The sequence below is a fragment of the Nonomuraea indica genome (genome assembly GCF_002850745.1).
Classification (GTDB): Bacteria; Actinomycetota; Actinomycetes; order Streptosporangiales; family Streptosporangiaceae; genus Nonomuraea; species Nonomuraea indica.
Genome location: NZ_KZ559479.1, coordinates 36117 through 61643 on the forward strand (window position 1 = coordinate 36117; position 25527 = coordinate 61643).

Consider the following 25527-nt stretch of genomic DNA (forward strand, 5'->3'; position numbering starts at 1 on the left):
CTGACCCGCACCGCGGCCGTGCCACTGATCGGCCTGGCCCTGCTCCACCTGCTCGTCCGGCGCGCCGGATGGCGGCCGCTCGCGGCGATGGCCCTGGCGGGGACGCTCCCGCTGGTCGCGTACGCCGGCTGGTACGCCCAGCACCACGGCAGGTTCGCGCTCAGCGGCTCCGACGGGGTCGCGCTGTGGGCGCGCACCATGACCTTCGCCGACTGCTCGGTCGTCAAGCCGCCCCCGCAGGAGGCGCGGCTCTGCCCGAACGGCACCGTCGTCGACGCCGCCTCCGAGTACGTCTGGGCACCCACCGCCTCGCTCAACCGGCTGCCCGGCGGCAGGTTCGCCCACAACGACCTGGCCAGGTCCTTCGCCGTGCGGGTCATCGCGGCCCAGCCGCTCGACTACCTGGCCGAGGTCGTCAAGGACACCTCCCTCGCCTTCACCTGGGAGCCGGTGCCCCACCCCAGTCGCATGCACCCCACCACGTCGTTCCCGCGCGGCTCCTGGCCGCTGCCCGAGCAGCACGCCCTGGTCGGCGAGGTCCGCCGCGCCTACGACAGCGACATCCGCGGCATGCGCTCGGTCGAGCCGTACGCCTCCCTGCTGGCCGCCTACCCGTACCCGTGGTTCCTGCACGGCACCCTGTTCGGCGTGCTGCTGCTCGCCGGCGGGCTCGGCTCGATCGGCCGCCGCCGCCCGGCGCTGCTGCCGTGGGCGCTGGCGATGTTCCTGCTCGTCGCGCCGGTCGCCGCCCTCGACTTCGACCACCGCTACGTGCTGCCCGCCATCCCGCTCGCCTGCGTCGCCGCCGCCCTGGCACCGGCCGGGACGCGACGCCCGAGGTCCTGCCCGTCCCGGAGTGAGGACGCTCGCTCCGACGTGAGGACGCCCGTCCCGACGTGAGGACGCCCGTCCCGGCGTGAGGAGGCCCGCGCGGGTGTGAGGAGGCCCGCGCGGGTGTGAGGAGGCCCGCGCGGGTGTGAGGAGGCCCGCGCGTCGCGACTCCGCCCCCGCCCGCGTGCCCGGACGGAAGGCGCCGCCCCCGCCCTCACCCCCCTCCGCGGCCGGCTCTGTGGCCGTCGGGGTCGGTGGGACTGTCCTTCGCGAGGCTGACACCGGCGCCGAATGTTCCGTACTATTCGGACATCACGAGCGTTGGGGGCGCCAGGGTGCCGGCACAGAGCGTGGGTGTGGTCGTCGATCCGGGAGTACCGGTGGACGTCGCCGGATCGCTACGCGCGAACGCCCCCCTGCTCGTCCGGATCAGGTCCGGCTGGGTGCCGCCCGCCACGCCGCCGGAACCGCCGCGGCGCGGCCCGTCCAGCGTCGGACTGCTCGCCGCGACCCCCGTGGTGCTCGCCGTGATGGCCCTGCTGCTCGACTCGCCGGTGGCGCCGGCCGGCTTCGCCGTGCTGGGCGGCTTCCTCTTCGTCGTCCTCCTCAAGATGACCTCCATGAACGAGCCCGCCGAGCGGGAGCGGCCCCACGCGCGCCGCGTGTACGAGCAGGCCCGCCTGTACGACGGCCGTTACCTGCTCCCCGAGGACTTCGACCGGGAGGCGGCGGACGCGCTCGGCCGGGCGCAGCGGGCCATCGGCACCGTGCTGCGCTCCCACGTCAACGCCGAGGGGCTGCTCGACGGGGCCCGCAACGCCGTGCTGCTGCCCGAGCAGGAGTGGGAGATCGCCCGCCTGCTCGCCAAGCTGTCGGCCCTGCGCGCCGAACACCGCGCGCTGCTCGCCCGCGGCGTCGCACCCGAGGTCGCCGCCGTCGTCCAGCCGCTCGAACGGGCCCTGGCCGACAGCGAGGCGGCGATCGTCGCCCGCGTGGAGGCGCTGGAACGTTACGCCGCCCACGTCACGGAGGCCGAGCGGGCCTACCACGCCCGCGGCCAGATCGAGGAACTGCGCACCCGGCTGCCGCGCTACGAGGAACTGCTGGCCGAGTCGGGCGCCGATTCGCTGTCCGTGCCGGAGATCGAACGCCTCGCGCAGGACGCCGACCAGCTCGAACGGCTGCTGAGGCGCAGCGTCAGCTCGGCGCACGAGGCGTTCCGCTATCTCGAGGGCTGACCGCCCGTCAGCGGGGCACCGCCGCCGTCTCCAGCAGCAGGTCGCACAGCGCGTCGGCCGCGTCGAGACGGCCCAGCTTGCGCGCCGCCTCCGCCATGGCCGCCCGCAGCCCAGGATCGGCCAGCAGCGGCATCAGCTCCGCCAGCAGCTGCTCGGCCCCCGGGTGCGGCTCCAGCAGCGCCCGGGCCGCTCCCGCCGACACCAGGTAGGAGGCGTTCTTGCGCTGCTCGTCGCCACCCGTCGGGATCAGCGGCACGAGCACCGACGGCTTGCCGATGGCCGTCAGCTCCGAGACCGTGCCCGCCCCGCTGCGCGAGATCACCACGTCGGCCGCGGCGAACAGGTCGGCGAGCTCCGGCCCCACGTACGGCACCGGGTGGTAGCGCTCGGCCAGCTCCGGCGGCAGCTGCACGGCCCGCATCTGGTCGATCCACGCCGGGCCGCACTGGTGCACCACCTGGGCGTGCGGCAGCAGCCGGGGCAGGATCTCCGCGATCAACGTGTTGATCTGCTTGCTGCCCTGGGCGCCGCCCGTGACGTAGACCAGCGGCACCTCGAACGTCAACCCGAACAGGTCATAGGCCGCGGCCCGGTCGCCGCGCAGCAGCTCGGGCCTGATCGGGTTGCCGGTCACCACCGCCCTGGCCCGCGCCGACGGCGGCAGGTGCTCCAGCGACGACTCGTGCGACAGCGCGATCCGGGTCGCCAGCCTGGCCAGGATGCGATTGGCCAACCCCACCACCGTCGTCTGCTCGTGCATGACCAGCGGCCGCCTGATCAGCTTGGCTGCCACCCCGATCGGCACGGCGACGTAGCCGCCGGTCGACAGCACCACGTCCGGCAGGTACCGGGCCGCGTGCCCCACCGCCTGCGCCACCCCCACCGGGATGCGGAACAGGTCGGCCAGGTTGGTGCCGAGCTCACGCAGGTTGGGCCGGCGGCGCAGCTTGCCCGTCGTGATCGCCTTGAACGGGATGCCGTGCTCGGCCGTGATCCTGGCCTCCAGGCCGTTCGCGGTGCCCACCCAGAGCACGTCGTGCGGCACCTGACGTCGCTGGACGGCCTGCAGAGTCGTCAGGGCCGGATAGGTGTGACCGCCGGTGCCGCCGCCGGTGATCAACAGTCGCAGGGTACGAGACATGCGATCAGGGTATGGCCGCGCAGCGGAAACCCGTGTGCCCGGTCGCGGAGTCGGGGGTGTTGGACGTGCGCGCCGCCACCCGGTAGCGGTTGCAGTAGGAGTCGTGGCACAGGTAGGAGCCGCCCCGCATCACCTTCCCGGCTCCCTCGGCCGGGCCCGCCGGGTCCTCGGCGTACCGCTCCCACGTGGTGCCCCACCAGTCGGCCGTCCACTCCCAGACGTTGCCCACCACGTTGTACAGCCCGTACCCGTTCGGCTGGAACGACTTGACCGGCACGGTCCCCTTGCCCGGTGCGGTGGGGAACGGGCCCTGCCAGATGTTGCACCGCCGCCGCCCGTTCGGGGCCAGCTCGTCGCCCCACGGGTAGCGCGCCCGCTCCAGGCCGCCGCGCGCGGCCATCTCCCACTCGGCCTCGGTCGGCAGCCGCTTGCCCGCCCAGGCCGCGTAGGCGGCGGCGTCGTGCCAGGACACGTGCACCACCGGGTGGTTCTGCCGGTCGCCGACCGACGAGCCGGGGCCCTCCGGGAAGCGCCACGTCGCCCCCGCCACGCCGGCCCACCACGGCGCCCCCGGCACGCCGGCGTCCATGACGCCGCCGGTGGCGAACCGCCGGAACACGAACGACCAGCCGATCTGCTCGGCCTGCGTGACGTAGCCGGTCTCCTTGACGAACCTGGCGAACTGGGCGTTGGTCACGCACGCCGGATCGATGAGGAACGGCCGCAGTCGCACCTCCCGCACCGGGCCCTCGCCGTCGGCGGGGTGCCCGTCGGGGTCGTCGCCGCCCATGCGGAACGTGCCGCCGGGCACGCGCACCATCCCACGCGGCGGCTCCCGCCTCGCCCGCGCCGGGCCCGCCGGCGCGGGGGCCGCCGGTAGGGGGCCTGCCGGTAGTGAGCCCGCCGGCGGTGCGGCGTCCGGCCGGCTCGGCCCACAGCACGCGGTCAACGCTTCCCTCCCCGCTTCGTGACATCTGGAAGGGTAGTGGCCCAGCGGGACGGGTTCGGCCCGGTTCGCCGGTCAGGTCCCGCTTTCACGGTGCGGGGCGGCGGCCTGTAGCGTCGTCCTCATGCGACTCGGCGTGCTGGACATCGGCTCGAACACCGTGCATTTACTGGTGGTCGACGCCCATCGGGGCGCCTGCCCCATCCCCGCCTACTCCCACAAGGAGGAGCTGCGGCTCACCGAGCACCTCGACGCCGCCAACGAGCTGTCCGCCGAGGGCATCGAGCTGCTGGGCGCGTTCGTCGAGGAGGCGCTGCGGCTGGCCGAGGACAAGGGGGTCGAGGAGTTCCTCGCCTTCGCCACCTCCGCCGTGCGCGAGGCCGCCAACGGCGATCAGGTGATCACCCAGGTCGACGAGCGCTGCGGCGTGGACATCGAGGTGCTGTCCGGGCCGGACGAGGCCAGGCTGACGTTCCTGGCGGTGCGGCGCTGGTTCGGCTGGTCGGCCGGCCGGCTGCTGGCCTTCGACATCGGCGGCGGCTCGCTGGAGATCGCCGCGGGGGTGGACGAGGAGCCCGACGTGGCCGTGTCGCTGCCGCTCGGCGCGGGGCGGCTGACCCGTGACTGGTTCACCGCCGACCCGCCGCCGGCCGCGGAGGTGCGCGCGCTGCGCAGGCACGTACGCGCCGAGATCGCCCGCACGGTCGGCGGCATCGTCCGCTACGGCGAGGCCACCCGCGCGGTCGCCACGTCCAAGACGTTCAAGCAGCTCGCCCGGATCGCGGGAGCCGCCCCGTCGGGCGACGGGCCGCACACGCCGCGCTCGCTGTCGCGGCGTGACATGGCCGACTGGGCCGGCAAGCTCACCACCATGGACGCAGCCACGCGGGCCCAGCTCCCGGGGGTGTCGCCGGGCCGGGCGGCGCAGCTCGCGGCCGGCGCGCTCGTCGCCGACGCCGTCATGGACCTGTACGAGGTGGACCGGCTGGAGGTCTGCCCGTGGGCGTTGCGCGAGGGGGTCATCCTGCGCCGGCTGGACCTGCTCCCCGGTCCGGGTGATCTGCCCTCCCGGTGAGACGGATCTATCGCCGCGTCAAGGCATAGGCCCGGTCCGGGCGGGAACGTCTGGCCGGATGTTGGAAGCTCTCGGCGCGCTCGCCTCCCTGGCGATCGCCCTGTCCCTGGTGTTCCTGGCGATGGTGCTCATCGCGGTGGTGTTCCTGCTCGCACTCGCGTGCCTGGCGGGGGCCACCGCCCGGCACGCGCACGGTCCGGGTCGCGCGGCGTTCGGCCGCTCGGCGCTCCGGACCGTGCTCAGAGGGGTCTCATAACGTCCTGCCCGGACGCCGGCCCGTCGCCCCGGCGGGCTGGGCGGTCTCGCCGTGCCCCATGAACGGCGAGGCCGCCGCCCCGGGCGTGAAGCGCAGCCGCTTCTCCAGGCACACCACCGCCCCGTGCTCCGCCCTGTTGGTGAACCGGATGTCGTCGGCGAGTGCCCGCATGATCTGGATGCCCCGGCCGTGCTCGGCGTTCGGCGGGGCCTCGCCCACCAGCCGGGCGTCGAAGCCGTTCCCCGTGTCGACCACCTTGATCACGCACAGGTCGTCGTGCACCCCCGCGCTCACCGTGTACTCGTCGCTGGGTCCGGCGTGCCTGATCACGTTGGAGCACGCCTCGCTCAGCATGAGCTCGATGTCGTCGCGGATCTGCTCCTCGACGCCGAGGGTGTCGAGAGCCGACTCGAGGATCTGCCTGATCAGCGGGACGCTCGCCGCATCCCTGGGCAGTCGGAGCGCTATGGTCGCCTCCACCTGCTTCTCCTCCCGTTCGGATGCGTGACAGCCCCATGCCCGGGATCGATCGTCCCAATCGCCGCCGGGGTTCCACGAGTGCGATCTAGGGTTCCACGAGCCTGAGCGCCACCTCCAGGGCCGCCTCGTTCATCTCCTCCTCCGGCACCGTCTCGCTGTGCATCACCCACTTGCCCGCGTGCAGCGCGAACAGCGACATCGACCGGCTCAGCTTGACGGCCGGCGGGTCGTCCGGCTCGCTCAGCTCGGTGGTGATCTCGAGCAGCGCCTCGCGGATCCGGATGAACTCGGGGTTGGCGCGCAGCGCCGTCTGGTTGCGCTCCAGGAAGCGCGTGATCTGCAGGTAGCGGCGTTCGCGCAGCATCCGGGCGTAGCGCACCACCAGCTCCCGCCGCGTCTCCGGCGTCCTCGGCTGCGACCTGAACCAGGCCAGGAGCTTCTCGATCTCCTGCATGCGCATGTCGACGAGGCTCGTGACGATGTCGTCCTTGGTCCTGAAGTGGTAGTACAGCGCGGCCTTGGTCACGCCGAGCTCCTCGGCGATCTCGCGCAACGACGTCGCCTCGTAGCCCTGCTCCGTGAAGAGCCTGAGCGCGATGTCCTGGATACGGGTCCGGGTGTCTTCTGGCAAGGTGCCCTGTCTCCCCAATCGATCAGCTTGACGGCCGGCTAGTAAGTATCTACCTTAGACCCGCTTGCCGGTCGGCAAGTAAGGACACGTCGATACACGGGGGGTTCCATGTCGGAAGCGGGAGGACGCCGCCGTGAGGTGATGGTCGTGCTGCCCGGACTGATGCTGGCGATGATCCTGGCCATGCTCGACAACATGGTGGTGGGCACGGCGATGCCCCGCATCGTGGGCGAGCTCGGCGGGCTGTCGCAGCTGTCCTGGGTCGTCACCGCCTACGTCCTCGGCACGACCGTCTCCACCCCCCTGTGGGGCAAGATCGGAGACCTCTACGGCCGCAAGACCGTCTTCATGGTCTCCGTCGTCATCTTCATGGCCGGCTCCGCCCTGTGCGGCATGTCCGGCTCGGCCGTGCTCGGCGGCGCCGAGAACGGCATGGCCCAGCTCATCGGCTTCCGCGCGCTCCAGGGCCTCGGTGCGGGCGGCCTGATCGTGAATGTCATGGCGATCATCGGCGACCTCGTCCCGCCCCGCGAGCGCGGCCAGTACCAGGGCCTCATGGCGGGCACCATGTCCCTCGCCATGATCGCGGGGCCGCTCGTCGGCGGCTTCATCACCGACCATCTCGACTGGCGCTGGGCGTTCTACGTGAACCTGCCCATCGGCGCCGTCGCCCTGGTCCTGCTGGCCGTCAAGCTGAAGCTGCCCCGCCACGACCGCGGCCGGGTACGCATCGACTGGCCCGGCGCGATCCTGCTGTCGGTCAGCATCACCGCCATGGTGCTCGTGACCACCTGGGGCGGCACCGACTACGCCTGGGGCTCCTGGCAGATCCTCTCCCTGGTGGCCGCCGCGGTCGTCACCCTGGCGGCCTTCCTGTACGTCGAGCGCGGCGCGGCGGAGCCGATCATGCCGCTCCAGCTCTTCCGCAACCGCAACTTCACCCTCATCTCCGCCATCGGCTTCCTGCTCGGCTTCGCCATGTTCGGCGCGATCAACTTCCTGCCGCTGTTCCAGCAGACCGTCCAGGGCGCCTCGGCCACCGACTCGGGGCTGCTCCTGCTGCCCATGATGGGCGCGGCCATGGTGGTCTCCCTGTTCGTCGGCCGGGCCATCACCACGACCGGCCGCTACCGGGTCTACCCGGTGATCGGCGGCGTCGTCATGGTCGCCGGCATGTGGCTGCTGTCGACGATGGGCGTCGGCACGCCGAGCTGGCAGACCGGCCTCTACATCGCCGTCCTCGGCTCCGGCATGGGCTTCCTCATGCAGACCACCCTGCTGATCGCGCAGAACAGCGTCGAGCAGAAGGACCTCGGCGTCGCCAGCAGCACGGCCACGTTCTTCCGGTCCATCGGCGGCTCGTTCGGCGTGTCCCTGTTCGGCGCGGTGTTCAACCACGGCTTCGCCGACCGGCTCACCGAACGGCTCGGCGCGCAGGCCGCCGAGCGCCTCGTGCGGGGCGGCGGCCGGATGGACCCCGCCACGCTGGCCGCCATGCCGCCGCAGGGACGGGCCGGGATCGTGGAGTCGCTGGCCACGTCCATCTCCACGGTCTTCTGGTGGGCGGTCCCGTTCGCCGTGGCGGTGCCGGTGCTGGCCGTGTTCGTCAAGGAGATCCCGCTGCGCGGCTCCGCGCCCGAGCAGAACCCGGGCAAGCAGCCGGTCGGCCCGCCCGCCTGATCAGCCCGCCTACCTGAGCAGCCCACCTGAGCAGCCCGGCTGAGCCCGCCCGCCTGACCGGTCTGGCGGAGCGCGCTCCTCCGACCTGCCCCGCCCGCCTGACCGGTCCGCCGCGTCAGTCGGGCGGGAGCGCGAACAGGCGGTCCATCGCCGTCATCCGCAGCACGTCGCGCAGGTAGGGCGTCAGCGCCACCACCCGCATGGCGCCGCCGTCCTGCTCGGCGCGGCGGTGCAGGCGGATCAGCGCGGCCAGCCCCGAGGAGTCGAGGAACGTCACGCCCGACAGGTCGACGTCGAGCCGCCGGTAGCCGTCCGGCAGCTCCAGCGCCGTCAGACCGGCGACGGTCTCGTAGTCGAGGTCGCCGTCGAGCACGAGCCGGACGACGTCCGGCTCCGGCGTCTCGGTGCCGATGCTCAGCGGCGTCTTGTCGACCACCCCTCCAGCGTAACCAGCGGCGCGGAAAACCAGAGGCGCCGCCCCGGCCGGTGCGTGCACAATCACCCGCATGACCGCACTCAGCCGGCCCCGGGCCGAGGACGCCGCCGCCATCCACGACCTCGTGGCCGCCTGCGACCTGGCCGTCCTCGGCAGGGTCGACACGCCCCTCGACGACATCGTCGACGAGCTGGCCGAGCCCGGCTTCGACCTCGACCGCGACGGCTGGCTGGCCCACGACGCCGACGGCCGCCTGGTGGGCTGGGCGTCGGCGTACGCGCCGGGCGGCGACGACCTGGTGCAGATCGACGTGTACGTCCGGCCGGGCTCCGAAAGCCGGGCCGACGAGCTGTGGCAGCTCGTCCTCGGCCGGGCCCGCGAGCTGGCGGCCGAGCGCGGCCACGACCGCGCCACCGTGGACGTCGGCGTGCACCGGGCCGACGAGGCCAAACGCGCGCTGGCCGGGCGGCACGGGTTCGGCCCCGGCACCACCTACCACCGGATGCGCATCGACCATCACGGCCCGGTCGCCCCGCCGGCCGTGCCGCCCGGCGTCACCCTGCACACCGGCGATGCCGACGAGGTGCGCCGCCAGGCCCACCAGGTCCACCAGGACGGCTTCGCCGACCACTTCGGCTTCGTCCGCGTCGGCTACGACGACTGGTACGAGCGGCGCCAGGCGCGCAGCACCACCGACTGGAGCCGGCTCACCCTCGCCAGGATCGACGGCCGCCCCGCCGGGGTCGTCATCGGCAACGACCAGTTCGTCCCCGACGAGGGCTGCGGCTACGTCGCCACGCTGGCCGTCCTGCCGGAGTTCCGCGGCAGGGGCCTCGGCCGGTTCCTGCTGCTGCACGCCTTCGCCGCCGACGCCGCCGCCGGCCGCAAGGGCACGATCCTGCACGTCGACTCGCACAACACCACGCCCGCCCTCGACCTCTACCTGTCGGCGGGCATGCGCCCGGTCATGATCATCGACGTCCTGCGCCGCCACCTCTGACCTCACCGGGGCGCGGCGGGACGCGGCGGGTCAGACGCGGTGGGCCGCCAGGTGGTCGAGGACCGACTGGTTGGCCTCCCAGCCGTCCGGGAACTTGACCGGCACTCCGAGCTGCACCGGCTCCGCCGACGGGTGGGCGTCCAGCAGCTCGGCGATGCCGGCCCGGGCCACCACCACGCACGCGTGCCGGTGCCGCGAGGCGAGCACGCACAGCCGCCCCGACTCCAGGTGGAAGGCGGTCGCGTCGCGCCGCCCCGACAGCGGGTGCAGCACGATCGTCACGTCGTACTCCCGCCCCTGCAGCCGGTTGGCCGTGTCCACCGTGATCTCCGGCGGCAGCCCGGCGTTCCTGATCGCCGCCACCTGGTCGCGGTGCGCGGCGCCCACCGCGATCCGGTCGGCCGTCACGGGCCGCTCACCCTGCTCCGAGCCCGCCACCGCGCCGCGCTGCAGCAGCCGGGCCGCCAGCTGCGCGACGGCCTGCACGGCCTCGCCGTCGGTGCGGACGGTGTGCCGGTTGGGCAGCTCCAGCAGCGCCCACCCGGACCGGGCCGCCTCCTCCAGCGCCCGGTCGTGCACGGTGCCCATGCCGCCCGTCGCCAGCTCCAGCCGCCGCTCGCCCGGCCCCGTGCCGGAGCGGAACCCGGTGAACGGGTAGAACGCCCGCGACACCACCGGCGCCGCCGACGCGGGCAGCCGCCACGACACCGGCAGCCGGTGCACCGGCAGGTCGGGGTTGTGCCGCAGCAGCACCGACACGGCGCTCTGCAGCGGGTCCCACGAGAGCCCCGACCAGCGGTCGCCGTCCACGATCGAGAACGGGTCGAGCTGCCCAGGGTCGCCCACGAACAGCGCCCGGTCGAACAGCCCCGCGATGCGCAGCAGCTTGTCGGAGCGCATCTGGTAGGCCTCGTCCACGATCGCCCACGGCCACGTCCGCCCGGCGATCCACGCCCACTTGTCGGCGGTCGCGATGACGATGTCCGGGTCGCCGAGGTCCTGCACCCGCGTGCCGACGGTGACGCCGGGCAACTCCAGCACCCGCCGCGGCGCCACGTACCCGCTCGCCGACAGCCGGCCCACGGTCAGGTGCGGGTGCCGCTCGCACAGGCGCCCCACCAGGTCGTCCACCTGCTCGTTCGTCTGGGCCACGATCATCAGCGGCTCGCCGGTCCCGGCGATGTGCGCCGCCGCCCGTACGACGAGGGTGGACTTGCCCGCACCCGGCGGTGAGTCGACGACCACGCCGCGGTGGCGCGGCAGGTCGGCGAGCACCCTCCGGATGACCTCCTCGGGGCCCGGCGCCGGCTTGGGTCCGGCCTCGCCCGCGGCCGGGCCGATGGCCCGCGCGGCGGCCTGCTCTGTCACGACCACTCCTCCTGGGCGTCGTCGTCGGTGGGCACGTACGCGCTGGGCGGTCCGCCGTGCGTCCACGGCGTCGCCTCGGCCTCGGGCAGCGTGGCGGAGCCCTGGAAGTCGTCGGTCAGCGAGGAGTAGCAGACCCGCTCGCCCACCTCGGGCACCGCGCCCGGCGTGGGTGTCCGGCCCCGCCCCATCCCCTTGGTGATCTTGATGGTGACCAGGCCGTCGCCCGCGGACACGAGCTCGGCGCCCTGGCCGCGCCGCTGCGGCGTCCCCAGCGCTGTGCCGGGCGCCAGGCGTACCGGGTCGTCGGTCTTGACCACCACGAGCGGGCGGAGCTTGCGCGAGCGGCCCTCGCCCTCGGCGTGGGCGGGGTCGGTCTCGACCACCTCTCCGGCGAACGCCTCGCCGGTCAGCCGGTACTCGGCCATGACGAGCGGGTCGTCGTAGGCGCGCTGCACCTCGTAGGCGGCCTGGGCGCGCTCCATGCGCGCCAGCCGGGAGGCGGCGGCGACCGCGCCGTCGCGCCGGGCCTGAGGCGGCGCGCCCTCGGCGATCTGCGCCGCCATCCCGGAGAACGAGCCGCGGTCCTGCTCCCACCGCTGCGCCACGCTGGCCCCCTCCGGCAGGCCGGCCAGCAGGTCGACGGCCTGCCACATGAGGCGCCAGGTGGGTTCGAGCTGGGTGCGCAGCGCCTCGGTGATCCGTTCGGCGGAGCCGCTCTCGATGGCGGGCGCCAGCACCTCGGCGTCGAAGCCCGGGTCGGTCGCCGGGCCGGCCGGCGGCCAGATCAGCGGGTCCTCGGCGTCGTCGGCCGGCCCCTCGGTGATCCAGCCGAGCAGCGCGGCCAGGTTGGCGTCCTCCAGCCCGCTCTGCCCGCTCGCCCAGTGCCGGCCCAGCTCCTCGGTCGCGGCCAGCATGAGCGACGAGCCGGGGAACGCCGCCCGCTCACCGAAGTAGGTGAGCCACCGGCCGAGCAGCGGAACCGTCTCCGGCACCGGGTAGGGCCCGTCGGGCCGCCGGAAGCGCGTGGAGCGGCCGAGCAGCCGGGTGAAGGCGATCCCGGCCGTGTTGGGCACGAGGAGCTGGGGCGCGTCCAGCGCCCGCTCGTACGGGTCGGCGTTCCTGCGCTCCACCGTCTCGGTGTCCGACAGGAACCCCTCCACGTACGGCAGCAGCACCCCGGCCAGTTCGGCCGCCCAGGCGAAACGCAGGTCACGGTTGCGCGGCTGGGTCACCACGAGCAGGTGCGGCCGGTCGCGGTCGGTGCCCAGCACGGCGGCCAGCGGCGCGGCGGCCTCGCCGGAGAGCTTGAGCGGGACGAACACCATCGGCCGCGCCGACAGGTGGCAGTGCCGCACGGTCGCGATGGGCTGGGCGATGCCCTCGTCGAGCGCCCGCAGCCGGGCGAGGGAGGTCAGCAGGCTCACGACGGACGCCTCCGGAGCTCGGGGCGGCCGGGCGCGGGCGGCACCCGGGCCGCTCCGACGGGCGCGGGCGTCATGCGGGCAGCTCCCGCAGGTGCGGTGCGGGGGTCACGCGAGGCACTCCCGGCGCAGGCGCTCGGCGTTGCGGAGCAGGCGGGCGATCTCCTCCTGGCCCTCACCGGGGGCGCGGGTGCCGTCGGCCAGCCCGAGCGCCTCGCCGACGGAGCCGACACCGCCCAGCTCGTCGCGGACGTGCCGGCCCAGCAGATCGGTGGCCCCCTCCTGGCGGGCCTCGTCACGGCAGAAGAAGCACAGATCGCAGGTCGACAGGCAGTCGGGCGCGTAGCGGGCGGTGGCCCGGCGCAGCGCGTCGGCCAGCTCGGCGGCCGGCCGGGTGGGCAGCCCGTCCTCGCCCGGCATCAGGTCGAACGTCAGCTCCTCGGGCAGCCCGTCCAGCAGCCGGTCGAGCGCGGTCATCCGGGTGAGCTGCCGTTCGAGCACGCCGAGCTGCCTGCGCACGTCGACCAGGGTCGCCACGGGGCGGTTCGCGAAGTTCTCCGGGCAGACCAGCACCACGTCGTGCGCCACCCGCAGCGGGTCGTGGCCCAGCTCGGCGAGCATCCGGCGCAACGCCAGCACGTAGACGGCCGCCTGCCGCGCCGCCGCCGCCACCGCCGCCGGGTCGGCCTGCCCGTCGATGACCGCGAACGACTTGATCTCCACGATGTGGAAGCGGCCGCCGAGCTGGAAGGCCACCACGTCCGGCTCCAGGTAGGCGGTGTGGCCGGCGATCCGCAGGCTGAGCAGCGGATGGTCGTAGACGGTGCCGGCGTCGTCGCCGTCGCGGGCCGCCCGGTCGAACAGCGCGCGCGTGTGGGCGTGACGCAGGTGCGCGCCGACGTTCTCCACGTCGTGGTAGGCCACCTCGGCGATCGGCAGGCCGAGCAGCTCGCGCAGCATCCGCAGCAGCTCGGCGCACCCGTCGGCCTTCACCAGCGACTCGAACGCGTTGCCACGCGTGATCGCGAACGGGGACTGGCCGAACGGCGCCGGGAAGCCCAGGTGGCGGGCCGCGGCGTCCTTGTCGATGCCCGCGCCGTCCAGCAGCGCCCGGCGGGTGCAGCCGGGGTTGGCGGCGAGCGCGGCGATCGCGCGCGCGTCGTGCGGCTTCTGCGGGGTCGAGCCCCGTAGCGCGTCGAGCCGGTTCATCGGCGGCCTCTCGTGGCTGTGCCCCCGGCCGTGCCGGAGGTGGTGACGGTGTCGCCCGCGACCGTGTCGCGGGCGACGGTGATCAGCGTACTGGCGCCGAACAGCCGGGCCCGGTCATCGAGCTGGGATGTCGCGCGTCCGGCCAGCTCCGCGCGGTCGCGCGTGTCGCGGCCGGCGTGCACGGCCAGCTCGTGGGCCGCCGCCCCGGCCACCCGATCGGGATCGGGCGGGCCGAGGTCGGCGTCGGTGGCGCCGGGGATGTTGCGCGCCATGCGGGCCAGCAGCCGCAGCGCGCGGGGGTCGAGGGCGGCGACCGGGTCGGCGCCGAGGTGCCGGGCCACGGCCATGGCGCAGGTCAGGAAGTCGACGCGGGGGCTGAGCGGGCCCACCACGCGCCGCTCCAGCGGCCAGGTGCTCACCGTGAGCAGGCCGCGGGCGGGGGAGAGGCGGTCGGTCAGCGCCGCGCACAGGTAGTAGGGCCGGCCGTAGGGGGAGGAGACGAACGAGCGCTCCTCGTCGCGGCGCAGGCTGGTGAGCTGGGCGCCGCGCAGCGCGCCGTCGAGCAGTGCCTCGCTCACGGCCGCGACGAGCCGGGGCTGCGCGGGCGCGCCGAGCAGGGTGAGCGCCTGGTGCACCTGCTCGCGGACCGTCACCAGCCGGCCGCCGCGCGGTCTGCCGCGCCCGCCCGTACGGGGACCTGGGACGGCGGCCGGGGCGCCATCGGTGCCGGCGGCGGTGCCGGGGGCGGCGTCCTCGGTGACCAGCGCGTCCCAGGCGCGCTCGGCCGCGCGCAGCTCGGCGCGCAGGCCGCGGGCGGTGGCCGGGTCCTTGGCGCGCATGGCTCGGCGCACGCCGGCCCGCAGTCCGTCGATCCGTCTCTCCAGCTCGTCCAGCCGGTCACTCATGGCGGGAAGCGTAACAGGAGTTCCAGTCTTTCCCAGTAATTCGCAAAAATCTACGGTGTAAAGGCCCCTGGCGGGGCGAGCACCCGCGCGCCCGCCCCGGGGCGCTCCGGCCCGCCACGGGAGAGGCCCGCGCCCCGGTACCGGGGAGCGGGCCTCAGGAGAGCGCGCCGTGGAGGCGGGTCCTAGTGCGGGGCCGACAGGTCCAGTTCCTTGACCCGGGGGTCGCCCTCGTCGGCGAAGTAGTCGGCGCGCGACGTCGCGTCCTCGCCGTCGGCCACCTTCATCGCCCGGAACGCCAGCGTGCCGAGCGCCGCCACCGCCAGGTTGACGGCCAGCGCGAGGAAGCCCGCGTAGATCGTCATGGTGGTGTCGAAGCCGAGGTTGGACAGGCCGAACGCCGAGCCGCCGAAGTGCGCCTTGCCGGTGGCGGGGTTCGGGATGAGGTAGAGCATCCACATGCCCGCCGCCAGCCCGAGCGCCCAGCCGGCGAGCAGCCCGCCCTTGTGGAACCAGCGGGTGTAGAGACCCAGCGCCACCGACGGCAGCGTCTGCAGAATGATCACACCGCCGATGAGCTGCAGGTCGATGGAGAACTGCGGGTCGAGCGCCAGGATGCACAGCACCGCGCCGACCTTCACCACCAGCGACACGATCTTCGACACCTTCGCTTCCTGGGCGTCGGTGGCGTTCTTGTTGAGGTACTCGCGGTAGATGTTGCGGGTGAACAGGTTGGCCGCCGCGATCGACATGATGGCCGCCGGCACCAGGGCGCCGATGCCCACCGCCGCGTAGGCCACGCCGGTGAACCAGTCGGGGAACATCTGGTCGAACAGCACCGGCACGATCGTGTTGCCGTCGGGCTTGCCGTTGGCCCCGGCGACGGGCTTGGTCTTCGCGGCGATGGCCATGAAGCCGAGCAGCGCGATGAGGCCCAGCAGGAAGCTGTAGGCGGGCAGCGCGGCCATGTTCCGCTTGATGACGCCGCGGTTGCGGGCCGCCAGCACGCCGGTGAGGCTGTGCGGGTACAGGAACAGGGCCAGCGCCGAGCCGAAGGCCAGGGTGATGTACTGGAGCTGGTTCGCTCCGGTCAGCAGGATCCCGTCGCCCTTGGCCGGCGTCGCGTCGAACTTGGCCTTGGCCGCGTCGAAGATCGAGTCCCAGCCGCCCAGCCGCGCCGGGATGTAGATGACGGCCGCGAGGATCACGATGTAGATCAGCGTGTCCTTGACGAAGGCGATGAGCGCCGGCGCCCGGAGCCCCGACTGGTAGGTGTAGGCCGCCAGGATGGCGAACGCGATGACGATCGGCAGGTGCCCGGTGATGCCCATCGCCTTGAGCACCGCCTCGATGCCGACGAGCTGCAGCGCGATGTACGGCATCGTGGCCACCAGCCCGGTGATCGCGACCGCCAGCGCCAGCGTCGGCGAGCCGAACCGGGCCCGGACGAAGTCGGCCGGGGTGACGAACCCGTGGACGTGCGACACCGACCACATCCGGGCCAGCACCAGGAACACCAGCGGGTAGACGACCACCGTGTACGGCAGCGCGAAGAAGCCCATGGCCCCGGCCCCGAACACCAGCGCGGGCACGGCGACGAACGTGTACGCCGTGTAGAGGTCGCCGCCCACCAGGAACCAGGTGATCCACGAACCGAAGTTGCGCCCGCCGAGGCCCCATTCGTGCAGGCTCTCGATGCTCTCGGGCCGCCGCCACCTGGCCGCCACGAAACCCATGCCGCTGACGACGAGGAACAGCAGTGTGAAGATGACCAGTTCGGTCGTGTGCCCGCTCATCGCGTCATCCTGTAGACGATCGTCGTGCAGACCACGCCGACGACGATGAAGGAGAGCTGGAGCCAGTAGAAGGTCGGGAAGCCCAGCAGGCGGGGCTCGTCGGAGTTGTACAGGAACGTCAGCAGGGGCAGCACGATCGGCACGACCAGCAGCCAGTTCCATGGGCTGCGGTCGGTGCGTGGCCGTCCGGGGTCCGGGGTAGTCATTCGACCCTCCGTAAAACAGACCAGGAACCGGCCGCGACCGGCTCCTGACGCGTCGTCAACGACGGGGAGATTATCTTTAGGGTGGTATCAAGCCCTACGTCCAGATCGCCGAGCGGTAGCTCCGCCGCGCCGAACGGTCATCCCCCGGCCGGCACGCCGTCCTGCTCTCCCGGCGGCACGCCATACCGCTCCCCGTACTGCTCCGCCATCCGGGCGGCGGCCCGCGCCAGCAGCGCGCGCAGCTCTGGCGGGTCCAGCACCTCGGCCTCGGGGCCGAACCGGAGCAGCTGCCCGTAGGCCACCTCGATCGACTCCACGGCCAGCCGGGCGGTGCCGTCGGGCCGCAGCGAGGCGAGCGCGTCCGGCACCGCGGCCGGGTCGGCGACGTGGCGCAGCATCCGCACGCCCCGCTCGGTCAGCCGCAGCGTCACGGTGGTCCGCAGCAGCGAGCGGCTGAACGCCGCCGCGTGCTCGGCCCAGAAGGCCGCCAGGTCGAAGCCGGGGTCGCGGTCGAACGTCTCCTCTCCCGCGAGCACGCCGCCGAACCTGTCCACCCGGAAGATGAGCAGCCGCGACCCGGCGCGGGCGGCCAGGTACCAGGCGCCCGCCTTCAGCACCAGCCCGTACGGCTCCAGCGTGCGCTCGCGCCCCTTGTAGGAGGCGGTGACCACGCGGTCGCTCCACACGGCGCGGGCCAGCGGCGCGAGCGCGGGCGGCGGCGGGTCGCCGGGGGCGAACCAGCCGGGCGCGTCCAGGTGGAAGCGCTGCGCGGCGGTGGCGGGCGCGTCGCGCAGGCCGGGCGAGAGCGCTGCGGCGGCCTTCAGCCGGGCGGTCGCCGCCACCTCCTGCAGCCCCATCTCGCGCAGCGCCTCCGGCACGCCGGACAGGAACAGCGCCTGCGCCTCGGCCCGGTCCAGCCCGGTCAGCCGGGTCCGGTAGCCGTCGAGCAGCCGGTAGCCCCCGCCCCGCCCCCGGTCGGCGTAGACGGGGACGCCCGACTCCGCCAGGGCGAGCACGTCGCGGTGCACGGTCCGCTCAGACACCTCCAGCTCCCTGGCCAGCTCGGCCGCCGTCATCCCGCCGCGGTTCTGCAGCAGCAGGAGCAGCGACATCAACCGCGCGGCGCGCACGGCCACCTCACCCCCGCCGACGAGGAAAACCGCGACGCCGGTCGGACGTCGTGGAGCGGCTGGAACCGGACACCTCGCATGGCCTACCTGTAACAGACGGGAGCGGAACGGTGGTAGCCCGGGCCCTTGAGTTCCCGGCCGCGCCGACCGATGATCCGGATGTCCCCCCTCCTACGGAAGGATCGTCATGCTCCGCCGACCGCTTCTGGCCGCCACGGTGAGCGCCGCGCTCACCCTCGCCACCGTCGCCGTGACGAGCGCCCCCGCCCAGGCCCGGCCCTGCAGGATCGACCACTTCTGCGACACCGTCTACTACTCCGACTCCTCCCACACCACCGCCGTCGGCGGTAAACGGGAGGACTGCGACGGCACCGTCCAGACCTGGGGCGTCCGTACCGGCTACCTCACCTTCACCGAGGCACCCTGCTGACGGTCAGCTCAGGTGCCGGTAGCGGGGCCAGGCGGCGCTCCACGGCTGCCTGAGCCCCCGGCACAGGTGCACGGTCATGCCCTGCAGTTCGTTCTCGACGCCGACGCCGTTGTCGATCCTGGCCCGCTCCTCGCAGGCCGCGTACTGGAAGTCCATGCCGCGCCGGCCGATGTTCACGGCGACGGCCACCGTGCCGGTCTCGGGGGGCGGGCCGTAGGCGTGGAGCTGGTTGTGGCCGCTGTAGACGCGCGGGACGCCGGCCCTCACCAGCTCGCCGTGCTCGCCGTACGAGCCGGTCAGCACGATCGCGCGGGCGCGCTCGCCGGGCGGCAGCGTGTCGAGCACGCCGCGCACGGCGGCGGTGAACCGCGGCCAGCCGACCGACTCCCGCGCCACCTCGTTGATCGCCGGGATGGGGGTGGAGGCCAGCACGGTCACCGGGACCAGCGGCAGCGCGAGCAGCACGCCGCCGACGGCGTTGCAGCCGAGCGCGACGCCCGCCGAGCGTCGCCGGCCGGCGCCGGCCGCCTCGGCGCTCACGCAGCCCGCCGCGAACAGCAGCAGGATCAGCCCGCCCGTGTAGTCGAACCGGCCGCCGCCGGCCAGCGTGGCAGCGGCGGCCACCGGATAGGCCACGGCCGCCGCCCGTACCCGGCGGTCACGCCACAGCCGCCACCAGCCGAACGCGCCGATCACCGCCACCACCGGGCCGAACAGCAGCAGCTGCATCGGCACGAACAGCACCCGCATCTCGGCGCCCTCGTCGGCGCTGAGCGCCTCGGCCATCGCGAGCTGCGGCCAGCCGTTCGTCACCTGGTAGAGCAGGTTGGGAGCGGCCAGCACCGCCGCGGCCAGCGCGCCCGCCCACAGCCACGGGCTCGCCAGGACCCGGCGCGGCCCCACCGCGGCCAGCCCCGCGGCCAGCCCGGCGAACAGCAGCGCGATCAGCAGTTTGTTGTACGTGGCGAGCCCGGCGACCACCCCCACCGCGAGCCACCACCGCGGCTGCCCGCGCAGCAGCGCCCGCAGCGTGAACAGGATCGCCGCCGTCCAGAACGGCAGGTCGAAGCTCACCGTCAGCATCGTGTGGCCGGCGATCAGCGTGTAGACGCCGCCGGCCGTGCCGAACGCCGCCAGCGTCTGCGCCGTGGCGCGGCCCCCGAGTTCGCGCGCGACCAGCGCCACCAGCACGACGAGCAGCCCCGCCGCCAGCGCGGGCAACACCCGCAGGCCGGGGAGCGTGTCGCCGAACACCGCCCGCGACAGGCCCGCCAGCAGCGGCGTGAGCGGCGGCTGGTCCACGTACCCCCACGCGGGATGCTCCGACAGCACCCGGAAGTACAGCTCGTCCCGGTGGTGGCCGTAGCCGCCGGAGGTGAGCAGCAGCAGCGCGACCAGCGCGCCGGAGACGGCGGCGACCGGCCGCCGGGCGGGGGGAGGGGGGAGGTCCATGGGCGTCACGCTAACCGCCGCGCCCCCGCGGGTCACGTTGCGAGATCTTGCGTGCGACGGTTACCCTGTCGCCATGCGAAACCGCGTCGAGCTTCAGTGGTGGCGCCGCTCCTAGGCGGCGCTGGTTTCGCATCTCACAACGGACGGCCGCCCCGGATGGCGGCCTTTCTCGTGTCCGCCCCCGGGGCGCATCAGGTTACGGCGACGGTCGGCAAAGGGGCACAGGTGGAGACGAGCGGATATACCAGCGGTTACGTCACGGCCGGGGGCATCGGGGTCGAGCGCGAGACGCGCGAGACGTCGGAGGCGGCGCTGGAGGAGATCGTGACGGCCCTCGGCGAGCGGCGCGGCGGCGCGTTCTCGTCCGGCATGGACTATCCCGGCCGCTACAGCCGATGGGCGTTCGGCTACGTCGACCCCTGCCTGGAGCTCGTCGCCAAGGGCCGCACCATCTCCGCGACCGCGCTCAACGAGCGCGGGCGCGTCGTGCTGCCCGCCGTCGCCTCCTGCCTGCTGGCGGCCGGCAAGCCGGTCACCGAGCCGACGGCGGGCCGGGTCGAGGTGTACGTGCCCGAATCCGAGGACCTGCTGCCGGAGGAGATGCGCAGCCGCCGGCCCACCGTGTTCACCGCGATCCGCGAGGTCATCGCCGCCTTCCGCGGCGACGACCCGCACCTGGGGCTCTACGGCGCCTTCGGCTACGACCTGGCCTTCCAGTTCGAGCCGATCCGGCAGGAGCTCGTCCGGCCCGACGACCAGCGCGACCTGGTGCTGCACCTGCCCGACCGGCTCGTCGTCATCGACCGGCAGCGCGAGACCTGCGTCGAGCACCGCTACGAGTTCACCGTCGACGGGACGAGCACCCGCGGCCTGGACCGCACCGGCGCCGCCACCCCCGTCGTGACCCCCACCCAGATCCCCAAAAATCCGGAGAAGGGGGAGTACGCGAAGGTCGTCGCGGCGGCCAAGGAGAAGTTCAAGCGCGGCGACCTGTTCGAAGTGGTGCCCGGCCAGGTCTTCCACGCCGTCTGCACCGACCCGGCCGCCTTCTACCGAAGCCTGCGCCACAGCAACCCCGCGCCGTACGAGTTCATCATCAGCCTCGGCGAGGGCGAGCACCTCGTCGGCGCCTCGCCCGAGATGTACGTCCGCGTCACCGGCGACCGCGTCGAGACCTGCCCCATCTCCGGCACGATCGCCCGCGGCAGCAACCCCGTCGAGGACGCCGAGGCCATCCGCACCCTCCTGACCAGCGTGAAGGAGGAGTCGGAGCTGACCATGTGCACCGACGTCGACCGCAACGACAAGTCGCGCATCTGCGTGCCCGGCTCCGTGCAGGTCATCGGCCGCCGCCAGATCGAGCTCTACTCCCGGCTCATCCACACCGTCGACCACATCGAGGGCCGGCTGCGCCCCGAGTTCGACGCGCTGGACGCCTTCCTCACCCACATGTGGGCCGTCACCGTCACCGGCGCGCCCAAGACCTGGGCGATGCAGTTCATCGAGGACCACGAGGCCACCACCCGCCGCTGGTACGGCGGCGCCATCGGCTTCATCGGCTTCGACGGCTCCATGAACACCGGCCTGACCCTGCGCACCGCCCAGATCAGGCACGGCGTCGCGACGGTCCGGGCGGGGGCGACGCTGCTGTTCGACTCCGACCCGGCCGCCGAGGAGCGCGAGACCGAGCTGAAGGCCAGCGCCCTGCTCGGCGCGCTCGCCGCCGTCAACGAGCCGTCCGCCGCGGCCGTCACCCCGGCCCGCGACCAGCCCGGCCTCGGAATGAAGGTGCTGCTCGTCGACCACGAGGACTCCTTCGTCAACACACTGGCCGACTACTTCCGGCAGGAGGGGGCGGACGTGGTGACGCTGCGCCACGGCTTCCCCACCGAGATGATCGACTCGATCGCCCCCGACCTGGTCGTCCTGTCGCCCGGCCCCGGCTGGCCGTCCGACTTCGGGATGTCCGCCCTGATCGACCAGGTGTACGCGCGCGGGCTGCCGGTCTTCGGCGTCTGCCTCGGCCTGCAGGCCATGGTCGAGCACGCGGGCGGCTCGCTGGAGCTCCTCGACTACCCCGAGCACGGCAAGCGCGGCCAGGTCGGCCGCCTCGGCGACAGCGCGCTGCTCGACGGGCTGCCCGAGCAGTTCACCGCGGCCCGCTACCACTCCCTGCACGCCAAGCGGCCCGGTGTCGTCGGCTTCGCCGCCACCGCCGTCACGCCCGACGGCAACGTGATGGCGATCGAGGACACCGCCAACCGGCGCTTCGCCGTCCAGTTCCACCCCGAGTCGATCCTCACGGCCGAGGGCGGCGCGGGTGCCAGGATCATCGCCAACGTCCTGCGCCTGGCCCGCCGCTGACGTCCTCGGCCCCGCCGCTGGCGTCCTCCCGGCCCCGCCGTGCCCGGTCCCGCCGTTCCCGGCTCCCGGCCCCGCCGTGCCCGGAGCCGCCGTTCCCGGCTCCCGGCCCGGCGCCGCCGCTCCCGCGCCACCCGCGGGAGCGGCGGACACGCGCCCCGGCCGCCGGCTCGCGGCCGGGCATGTCACCCGCGAGTCAGAACCCGTAATTGGGCCTTGTCAGGGCAGCGCCGCGGGCCGACATTCTGAGCGACAGCGCCGATCGGGGACGACCTCAGGAGGCTCGCTTGCCCACCCCCCGCCGCACCCTCACCCTGCTCGCAGCGGTCACGCTCGTCCTCGCCCCGGCCACGGCCGAGGCGCACGCCGCCGAGGTCCCCGACGCGATGGCCTCCCTGGGCGACTCCATCACCCGCGGCTTCAACGCGTGCGGATTCTTCGTCGACTGCACCTCACGGTCCTGGGCCACCGGCTCCAGCTCGACGGTGAACAGCCACTACCTGCGGTTCCGGGCGGTGAACCCCTCCGTCGTCGCCCACAACGACGCGCGCTCCGGCGCCAAGGTCGCCGACCTGGCCGGCCAGGCCGACCGGGCCGTCTCCCAGGGGGTGGACCACGTCACGATCCTGATCGGGGCCAACGACGCCTGCACCTCCTCCGAGACGGGCATGACCACGGTCGCCGACTTCGAGTCCAGGTTCCGCGCGGCGATGCAACGGCTCACCACCGGCCTCCCCGAGGCGTCGGTCTTCGTCTCCAGCATCCCCGACGTCAAACGCCTGTGGGAGGTCGGCCGGAACAGCTCCTCGGCCCGCGCCGCCTGGTCCGCGTTCTCCATCTGCCAGTCGATGCTGGCGGCCCCCCGCTCCACCGACCCGGCCGACGCCGACCGGCGTGAGCGGGTGCGCCAGCGGGTGTCCGACTACAACGCGGTGCTGGCCAGGGTGTGCGCCGAGCAGGCCAGGTGCAGGTACGACGGCGGCGCCGTCTTCTCCTACCCGTTCGCGCTGTCACACCTGAGCACCTGGGACTACTTCCATCCCAACTCCTCCGGCCAGCGGCTGCTCGCCGAGATCACCTACACCGCCGCCTTCGACCTGTGACGGCCGGGGCCGGACCGCGCCCGCGACGGGCTCCGGCGTGGGCAAAACGCGGGCGGCGGCGTGCGGGAGCCCCGTAAAGTCTGCCGCATGCTCCCCGTAGACCTGCCCGACACGGTGCGTGAGGCCCTGCTCGCCCCACTGGTCGATCACCACTGCAACGGGGTGCGGCGCGACGAGCTGTCACGGTCGCGGTTCGAGCTGCTGATCGGTGACGGAGGCGGCCCGGCGCCCCCCGGCACGACCCACTTCGACACCCCGTTCGGCGTCGCCCTGCGCCGCTGGTGCGCCCCGGTGCTCGGGCTCGCCCCGCACGTGACCCCGTCCGTCTACCTGTCACGCCGGGCCGAGCTCGGCCCCGGCGAGGTCAACCGGCGGCTGCTGCGGGCCGCCGGGGTGGCGGCGTTCCTGGTGGACACCGGCGTGGAGAGCGGCGAGCTGCTGTCGGCGGCCGAGATGGGCCGGCACGCCGACGCCGCGGCCGACGAGATCGTCCGCATCGAGCAGATCGAGCACGACGTGGCCGAGATGGCGCGGATCGCCGTCGACTACATGGACAGCCTCGCCGAGGAGCTCGTCGCCCGCGCCGCCCGGGCCGTCGGCATGAACACCGTCATCGCGCACCGCTGCGGCCTCGACTTCGACCCGTCACGGCCGAGCCGCGGCTCGGTGATCGCCGCGGCGAACCGGCGGCTGTCCGACCCCAAGGAGCGCCTGACCGACCCCGTCCTGCTGCGCCACCTGCTGTGGACCGCGGTCGACGTGGCCCGCGAGCGGGGCCTGCCGCTGCAGTTCCACACCGGGGCCGGCGAGGCCGACGTCGAGCTGCACCGTGCCGACCCGGCCCGGATGACGGGCTTCATCAAGGCGCTGCAGCCGATCGGGGTGCCGGTGGTGCTGCTGCACTGCTACCCGTTCCACCGTCAGGCCGCCTACCTCGCCGCCACGTTCCCGCACGTGTACGTCGACGTCGGCCTGGCGCTGGCCCGCACGGCGGCCGGGGCGGCGCGGGTGATGGAGGAGGTGCTGGAGCTGGCGCCGTTCCACAAGCAGCTCTTCGGCTCCGACTGTTCCGGCATGGCCGAGAGCTGCCACCTGGCCGCCGTGTACTTCCGGAGGTCACTGGCCGCGGCCCTCAAGCCGCGCCTCGACGCGGACGAGTGGACCGCGGCCGACGCCGCGCGCGTGGCGCACATGGTGGGCTCCGGCAACGCCCGGCGGATCTACCGCCTCTGACACGCCGCTCCGCGGTCACCCCCCGAAGTCGCGTCCGGGGCCGCGACCTGGTTTGCTTGGGCCGTCACATCGCCTAACCGAGCGGGGGCTCGCCATGCGCACCGTCGAACCCGAGGTCTTCCTCGTCGCCCGACCGCAGCTCGACTACGACGAGCTCGCCCGCTACCTGCAGGAGGTCGGCGGCCAGAGCTGGCTGGAGCGGCTCGACCGGGGCGACCTCGACGCGCAGAATCTCGCCGAGTTCGCCGGCCGCCTGTGCTACCGCTCCTTCGAACCCGGCCTCAACCCCAACGTCGTCCGCATCCGGGGCCAGCAGGACGAGTACCTCCGCAACATCCTGGCCAGCGCGCACGGCTCCGTCCTGGAGCACGTCAGCTTCAGCTTCGTGCTGCACAACGTCAGCCGGGTCCTCACCCACGAGCTGGTCCGGCACCGGCCGGGCGTCGCCATCTCCCAGGAGTCGCTGCGCTTCGTCCGGCTGGACGAGCTGCCCTTCTGGTTCCCCGAGTGGGCCAAGGAGGACGGCGAGCTGATGGAACGGGCCACGGCCGTGCTGCGCGAGCTGGAGGCGTTCCAGCTGTGGATGGCCGAGCACTTCGGCCTCGACGAGGAGGGCGTGCCGTTCTCGGAGAAGAAGCACCGCACGTCGTTCATGCGCCGCTTCGCCCCCGAGGGCGTGGCCACCGGCCTGGTGTGGACCGCCAACGTCCGCACGCTGCGCCACACCATCGAGGCCCGCACCGCCGCCGGCGCGGAGGAGGAGATCCGCCTGCTCTTCCAGCGCATCGGCGAGCTGATGGTCAAGGAGGCCCCCGCCCTGTTCGGCGACTACACCGTCGAGGACGGGGCGTGGATCCCGGGCTGGCGCAAGGTCTGAGCGGCTCCGCGCCCTACGCCAGGGTCGGCAGCACGTACACCTCGGCGCCGGGGGGCAGCGCGAGGTCGAGGCTGCCGAGGCCCCGCGCGTTCTCCCCGGAGACGATCATGCTGATGTGGCGCCGGATCCGCCCGTACTCGTCGCGCAGCCGCTCCTCCAGCAGCGGATGCGTACGGCGCAGCTTGTCGAGCGCGGCGCCCAGGGTGGGCGGGGTGTCGGTGTCGGCGCCCACGGCGAACACCTTCACCTCGCCCAGCCCGCTCACCCAGCGGCGCAGCGAGCCGGGCAGCACGAACACGACCATCGTCACGGGTCTGGCCATGCT

The 25527-nt window shown here is 73.6% G+C and carries 24 protein-coding genes and 1 pseudogene; 11 read left to right on the forward strand and 14 right to left on the reverse strand.

The features are described from left to right. Both CXR44_RS39735 and CXR44_RS29205 read left to right on the forward strand, forming a co-directional pair. A pseudogene (locus tag CXR44_RS39735) lies at nucleotides 1–900 on the forward strand (hypothetical protein); the annotation flags it as partial. Between the two features lie 311 nt (nucleotides 901–1211). After that, on the forward strand, nucleotides 1212–2069 hold the full coding sequence (locus CXR44_RS29205) for a hypothetical protein (protein WP_245899526.1): 858 nt from the start codon (nucleotides 1212–1214) through the stop codon (nucleotides 2067–2069). A 7-nt stretch (nucleotides 2070–2076) separates the two neighbouring features. Here the strand turns inward: CXR44_RS29205 and CXR44_RS29210 are convergent, their stop codons facing one another. Further along, a complete protein-coding gene (locus tag CXR44_RS29210) occupies nucleotides 2077–3210 on the reverse strand; it encodes a UDP-N-acetylglucosamine--N-acetylmuramyl-(pentapeptide) pyrophosphoryl-undecaprenol N-acetylglucosamine transferase (RefSeq protein WP_101789355.1) in 1134 nt (377 codons plus the stop codon). A 4-nt stretch (nucleotides 3211–3214) separates the two neighbouring features. Beyond that, complete coding sequence (locus tag CXR44_RS29215; protein ID WP_101789356.1) at nucleotides 3215–4030, reverse strand: formylglycine-generating enzyme family protein; 816 nt, start codon at nucleotides 4028–4030, stop codon at nucleotides 3215–3217. A 250-nt stretch (nucleotides 4031–4280) separates the two neighbouring features. Between CXR44_RS29215 and CXR44_RS29220 the strand changes: the two genes are divergently transcribed. Both CXR44_RS29220 and CXR44_RS29225 read left to right on the forward strand, forming a co-directional pair. After that, nucleotides 4281–5231: a Ppx/GppA family phosphatase gene (locus CXR44_RS29220; protein WP_101789357.1), complete on the forward strand. Its 951-nt coding sequence runs from the start codon at nucleotides 4281–4283 to the stop codon at nucleotides 5229–5231. A 58-nt stretch (nucleotides 5232–5289) separates the two neighbouring features. Further along, nucleotides 5290–5487 (forward strand): hypothetical protein, encoded by a 198-nt coding sequence (locus tag CXR44_RS29225; RefSeq protein WP_101789358.1) that lies wholly within the window; start codon nucleotides 5290–5292, stop codon nucleotides 5485–5487. On the opposite strand, the gene CXR44_RS29230 is transcribed toward CXR44_RS29225, so the two are convergent. Together CXR44_RS29230 and CXR44_RS41800 are read right to left on the reverse strand one after the other, a co-directional pair. Continuing rightward, the gene (locus CXR44_RS29230) at nucleotides 5482–5967 is read right to left on the reverse strand and encodes an ATP-binding protein (RefSeq protein ID WP_101789359.1); all 486 of its coding nucleotides are present in this window, start codon (nucleotides 5965–5967) and stop codon (nucleotides 5482–5484) included. The two genes, CXR44_RS29225 and CXR44_RS29230, sit on opposite strands and share 6 nt — an antisense overlap. 85 nt (nucleotides 5968–6052) lie before the next feature. Continuing rightward, the gene (locus CXR44_RS41800; RefSeq protein WP_101789360.1) at nucleotides 6053–6598 is read right to left on the reverse strand and encodes a TetR/AcrR family transcriptional regulator; all 546 of its coding nucleotides are present in this window, start codon (nucleotides 6596–6598) and stop codon (nucleotides 6053–6055) included. 141 nt (nucleotides 6599–6739) lie between these two features. Between CXR44_RS41800 and CXR44_RS29240 the strand changes: the two genes are divergently transcribed. Next, the gene (locus CXR44_RS29240; RefSeq protein ID WP_245899559.1) at nucleotides 6740–8278 is read left to right on the forward strand and encodes an MDR family MFS transporter; all 1539 of its coding nucleotides are present in this window, start codon (nucleotides 6740–6742) and stop codon (nucleotides 8276–8278) included. A 115-nt stretch (nucleotides 8279–8393) separates the two neighbouring features. Here the strand turns inward: CXR44_RS29240 and CXR44_RS29245 are convergent, their stop codons facing one another. Beyond that, nucleotides 8394–8714, reverse strand: a complete 321-nt coding sequence (locus CXR44_RS29245) for an STAS domain-containing protein (protein ID WP_219602029.1) — start codon at nucleotides 8712–8714, stop codon at nucleotides 8394–8396. A gap of 70 nt (nucleotides 8715–8784) precedes the next feature. On the opposite strand from CXR44_RS29245, the gene CXR44_RS29250 reads away from it, so the two are divergent. Continuing rightward, nucleotides 8785–9714, forward strand: a complete 930-nt coding sequence (locus CXR44_RS29250; protein ID WP_101789362.1) for a GNAT family N-acetyltransferase — start codon at nucleotides 8785–8787, stop codon at nucleotides 9712–9714. Nucleotides 9715–9744: 30 nt separating this feature from the next. Here CXR44_RS29250 and CXR44_RS29255 read toward each other — a convergent pair whose 3' ends face one another. The 7 genes from CXR44_RS29255 to CXR44_RS29285 all read right to left on the reverse strand — a co-directional run bounded on the left by CXR44_RS29255 (nucleotide 9745) and on the right by CXR44_RS29285 (nucleotide 17752). Continuing rightward, nucleotides 9745–11082, reverse strand: coding sequence for an AAA domain-containing protein (locus CXR44_RS29255; RefSeq protein WP_245899528.1), 1338 nt, complete (start codon nucleotides 11080–11082; stop codon nucleotides 9745–9747). Further along, nucleotides 11079–12506 carry a hypothetical protein gene (locus tag CXR44_RS29260; protein ID WP_101789363.1) on the reverse strand — a complete coding sequence of 476 codons (1428 nt, stop codon included), beginning with the start codon at nucleotides 12504–12506 and terminating at the stop codon, nucleotides 11079–11081. The genes CXR44_RS29255 and CXR44_RS29260 overlap by 4 nt, the downstream gene beginning before the upstream one ends. Before the next feature lie 105 nt (nucleotides 12507–12611). Continuing rightward, nucleotides 12612–13712 carry a hypothetical protein gene (locus tag CXR44_RS29265; protein WP_101789364.1) on the reverse strand — a complete coding sequence of 367 codons (1101 nt, stop codon included), beginning with the start codon at nucleotides 13710–13712 and terminating at the stop codon, nucleotides 12612–12614. Further along, entirely contained in the window at nucleotides 13709–14617 is a 909-nt protein-coding gene (locus tag CXR44_RS29270; RefSeq protein WP_245899530.1) for a serine/threonine-protein kinase, read from the reverse strand. Before CXR44_RS29270 ends, CXR44_RS29265 begins: the two co-directional genes overlap by 4 nt. A gap of 182 nt (nucleotides 14618–14799) precedes the next feature. Next, on the reverse strand, nucleotides 14800–16410 hold the full coding sequence (gene mctP / locus CXR44_RS29275; RefSeq protein WP_101789365.1) for a monocarboxylate uptake permease MctP: 1611 nt from the start codon (nucleotides 16408–16410) through the stop codon (nucleotides 14800–14802). Beyond that, complete coding sequence (locus CXR44_RS29280) at nucleotides 16407–16616, reverse strand: DUF3311 domain-containing protein (RefSeq protein ID WP_101789366.1); 210 nt, start codon at nucleotides 16614–16616, stop codon at nucleotides 16407–16409. Before CXR44_RS29280 ends, mctP begins: the two co-directional genes overlap by 4 nt. A gap of 137 nt (nucleotides 16617–16753) precedes the next feature. Further along, nucleotides 16754–17752, reverse strand: a complete 999-nt coding sequence (locus CXR44_RS29285) for a helix-turn-helix transcriptional regulator (protein ID WP_397024815.1) — start codon at nucleotides 17750–17752, stop codon at nucleotides 16754–16756. Between the two features lie 181 nt (nucleotides 17753–17933). Between CXR44_RS29285 and CXR44_RS29290 the strand changes: the two genes are divergently transcribed. After that, entirely contained in the window at nucleotides 17934–18176 is a 243-nt protein-coding gene (locus CXR44_RS29290) for a DUF6289 family protein (RefSeq protein ID WP_101789368.1), read from the forward strand. A gap of 3 nt (nucleotides 18177–18179) precedes the next feature. Here the strand turns inward: CXR44_RS29290 and CXR44_RS29295 are convergent, their stop codons facing one another. Beyond that, nucleotides 18180–19628: a glycosyltransferase family 39 protein gene (locus CXR44_RS29295; RefSeq protein ID WP_101789369.1), complete on the reverse strand. Its 1449-nt coding sequence runs from the start codon at nucleotides 19626–19628 to the stop codon at nucleotides 18180–18182. A gap of 225 nt (nucleotides 19629–19853) precedes the next feature. Between CXR44_RS29295 and CXR44_RS29300 the strand changes: the two genes are divergently transcribed. From CXR44_RS29300 to thyX, 4 genes are all read left to right on the forward strand, one after another. Continuing rightward, nucleotides 19854–21992 (forward strand): anthranilate synthase component I, encoded by a 2139-nt coding sequence (locus tag CXR44_RS29300; RefSeq protein ID WP_101789370.1) that lies wholly within the window; start codon nucleotides 19854–19856, stop codon nucleotides 21990–21992. A gap of 284 nt (nucleotides 21993–22276) precedes the next feature. Next, complete coding sequence (locus CXR44_RS29305) at nucleotides 22277–23092, forward strand: GDSL-type esterase/lipase family protein (protein ID WP_101789371.1); 816 nt, start codon at nucleotides 22277–22279, stop codon at nucleotides 23090–23092. 87 nt (nucleotides 23093–23179) lie between these two features. Further along, the gene (locus tag CXR44_RS29310; RefSeq protein ID WP_101789372.1) at nucleotides 23180–24325 is read left to right on the forward strand and encodes an amidohydrolase family protein; all 1146 of its coding nucleotides are present in this window, start codon (nucleotides 23180–23182) and stop codon (nucleotides 24323–24325) included. Between the two features lie 94 nt (nucleotides 24326–24419). After that, nucleotides 24420–25202: an FAD-dependent thymidylate synthase gene (gene thyX / locus CXR44_RS29315; RefSeq protein ID WP_101789373.1), complete on the forward strand. Its 783-nt coding sequence runs from the start codon at nucleotides 24420–24422 to the stop codon at nucleotides 25200–25202. Nucleotides 25203–25215: 13 nt separating this feature from the next. On the opposite strand, the gene CXR44_RS29320 is transcribed toward thyX, so the two are convergent. Next, the gene (locus CXR44_RS29320) at nucleotides 25216–25524 is read right to left on the reverse strand and encodes a ubiquitin family protein (protein WP_144070127.1); all 309 of its coding nucleotides are present in this window, start codon (nucleotides 25522–25524) and stop codon (nucleotides 25216–25218) included. Nucleotides 25525–25527 lie beyond the last annotated feature (3 nt).

What these genes read in the sequence shown, in the direction of transcription:
- CXR44_RS29210 (WP_101789355.1), bottom strand. Translation starts at nt 3,210, where the DNA reads ATGTCTCGTACCCTGCGACTGTTGATCACCGGCGGCGGCACCGGCGGT.
- CXR44_RS29215 (WP_101789356.1), bottom strand. Translation starts at nt 4,030, where the DNA reads ATGGTGCGCGTGCCCGGCGGCACGTTCCGCATGGGCGGCGACGACCCC.
- CXR44_RS29220 (WP_101789357.1), top strand. Translation starts at nt 4,281, where the DNA reads ATGCGACTCGGCGTGCTGGACATCGGCTCGAACACCGTGCATTTACTG.
- CXR44_RS29225 (WP_101789358.1), top strand. Translation starts at nt 5,290, where the DNA reads ATGTTGGAAGCTCTCGGCGCGCTCGCCTCCCTGGCGATCGCCCTGTCC.
- CXR44_RS29240 (WP_245899559.1), top strand. Translation starts at nt 6,740, where the DNA reads ATGGTCGTGCTGCCCGGACTGATGCTGGCGATGATCCTGGCCATGCTC.
- CXR44_RS29250 (WP_101789362.1), top strand. Translation starts at nt 8,785, where the DNA reads ATGACCGCACTCAGCCGGCCCCGGGCCGAGGACGCCGCCGCCATCCAC.
- CXR44_RS29265 (WP_101789364.1), bottom strand. Translation starts at nt 13,712, where the DNA reads ATGAACCGGCTCGACGCGCTACGGGGCTCGACCCCGCAGAAGCCGCAC.
- CXR44_RS29270 (WP_245899530.1), bottom strand. Translation starts at nt 14,617, where the DNA reads ATGAGTGACCGGCTGGACGAGCTGGAGAGACGGATCGACGGACTGCGG.
- mctP (WP_101789365.1), bottom strand. Translation starts at nt 16,410, where the DNA reads ATGAGCGGGCACACGACCGAACTGGTCATCTTCACACTGCTGTTCCTC.
- CXR44_RS29280 (WP_101789366.1), bottom strand. Translation starts at nt 16,616, where the DNA reads ATGACTACCCCGGACCCCGGACGGCCACGCACCGACCGCAGCCCATGG.
- CXR44_RS29290 (WP_101789368.1), top strand. Translation starts at nt 17,934, where the DNA reads ATGCTCCGCCGACCGCTTCTGGCCGCCACGGTGAGCGCCGCGCTCACC.
- CXR44_RS29295 (WP_101789369.1), bottom strand. Translation starts at nt 19,628, where the DNA reads ATGGACCTCCCCCCTCCCCCCGCCCGGCGGCCGGTCGCCGCCGTCTCC.
- CXR44_RS29310 (WP_101789372.1), top strand. Translation starts at nt 23,180, where the DNA reads ATGCTCCCCGTAGACCTGCCCGACACGGTGCGTGAGGCCCTGCTCGCC.
- thyX (WP_101789373.1), top strand. Translation starts at nt 24,420, where the DNA reads ATGCGCACCGTCGAACCCGAGGTCTTCCTCGTCGCCCGACCGCAGCTC.
- CXR44_RS29320 (WP_144070127.1), bottom strand. Translation starts at nt 25,524, where the DNA reads ATGGCCAGACCCGTGACGATGGTCGTGTTCGTGCTGCCCGGCTCGCTG.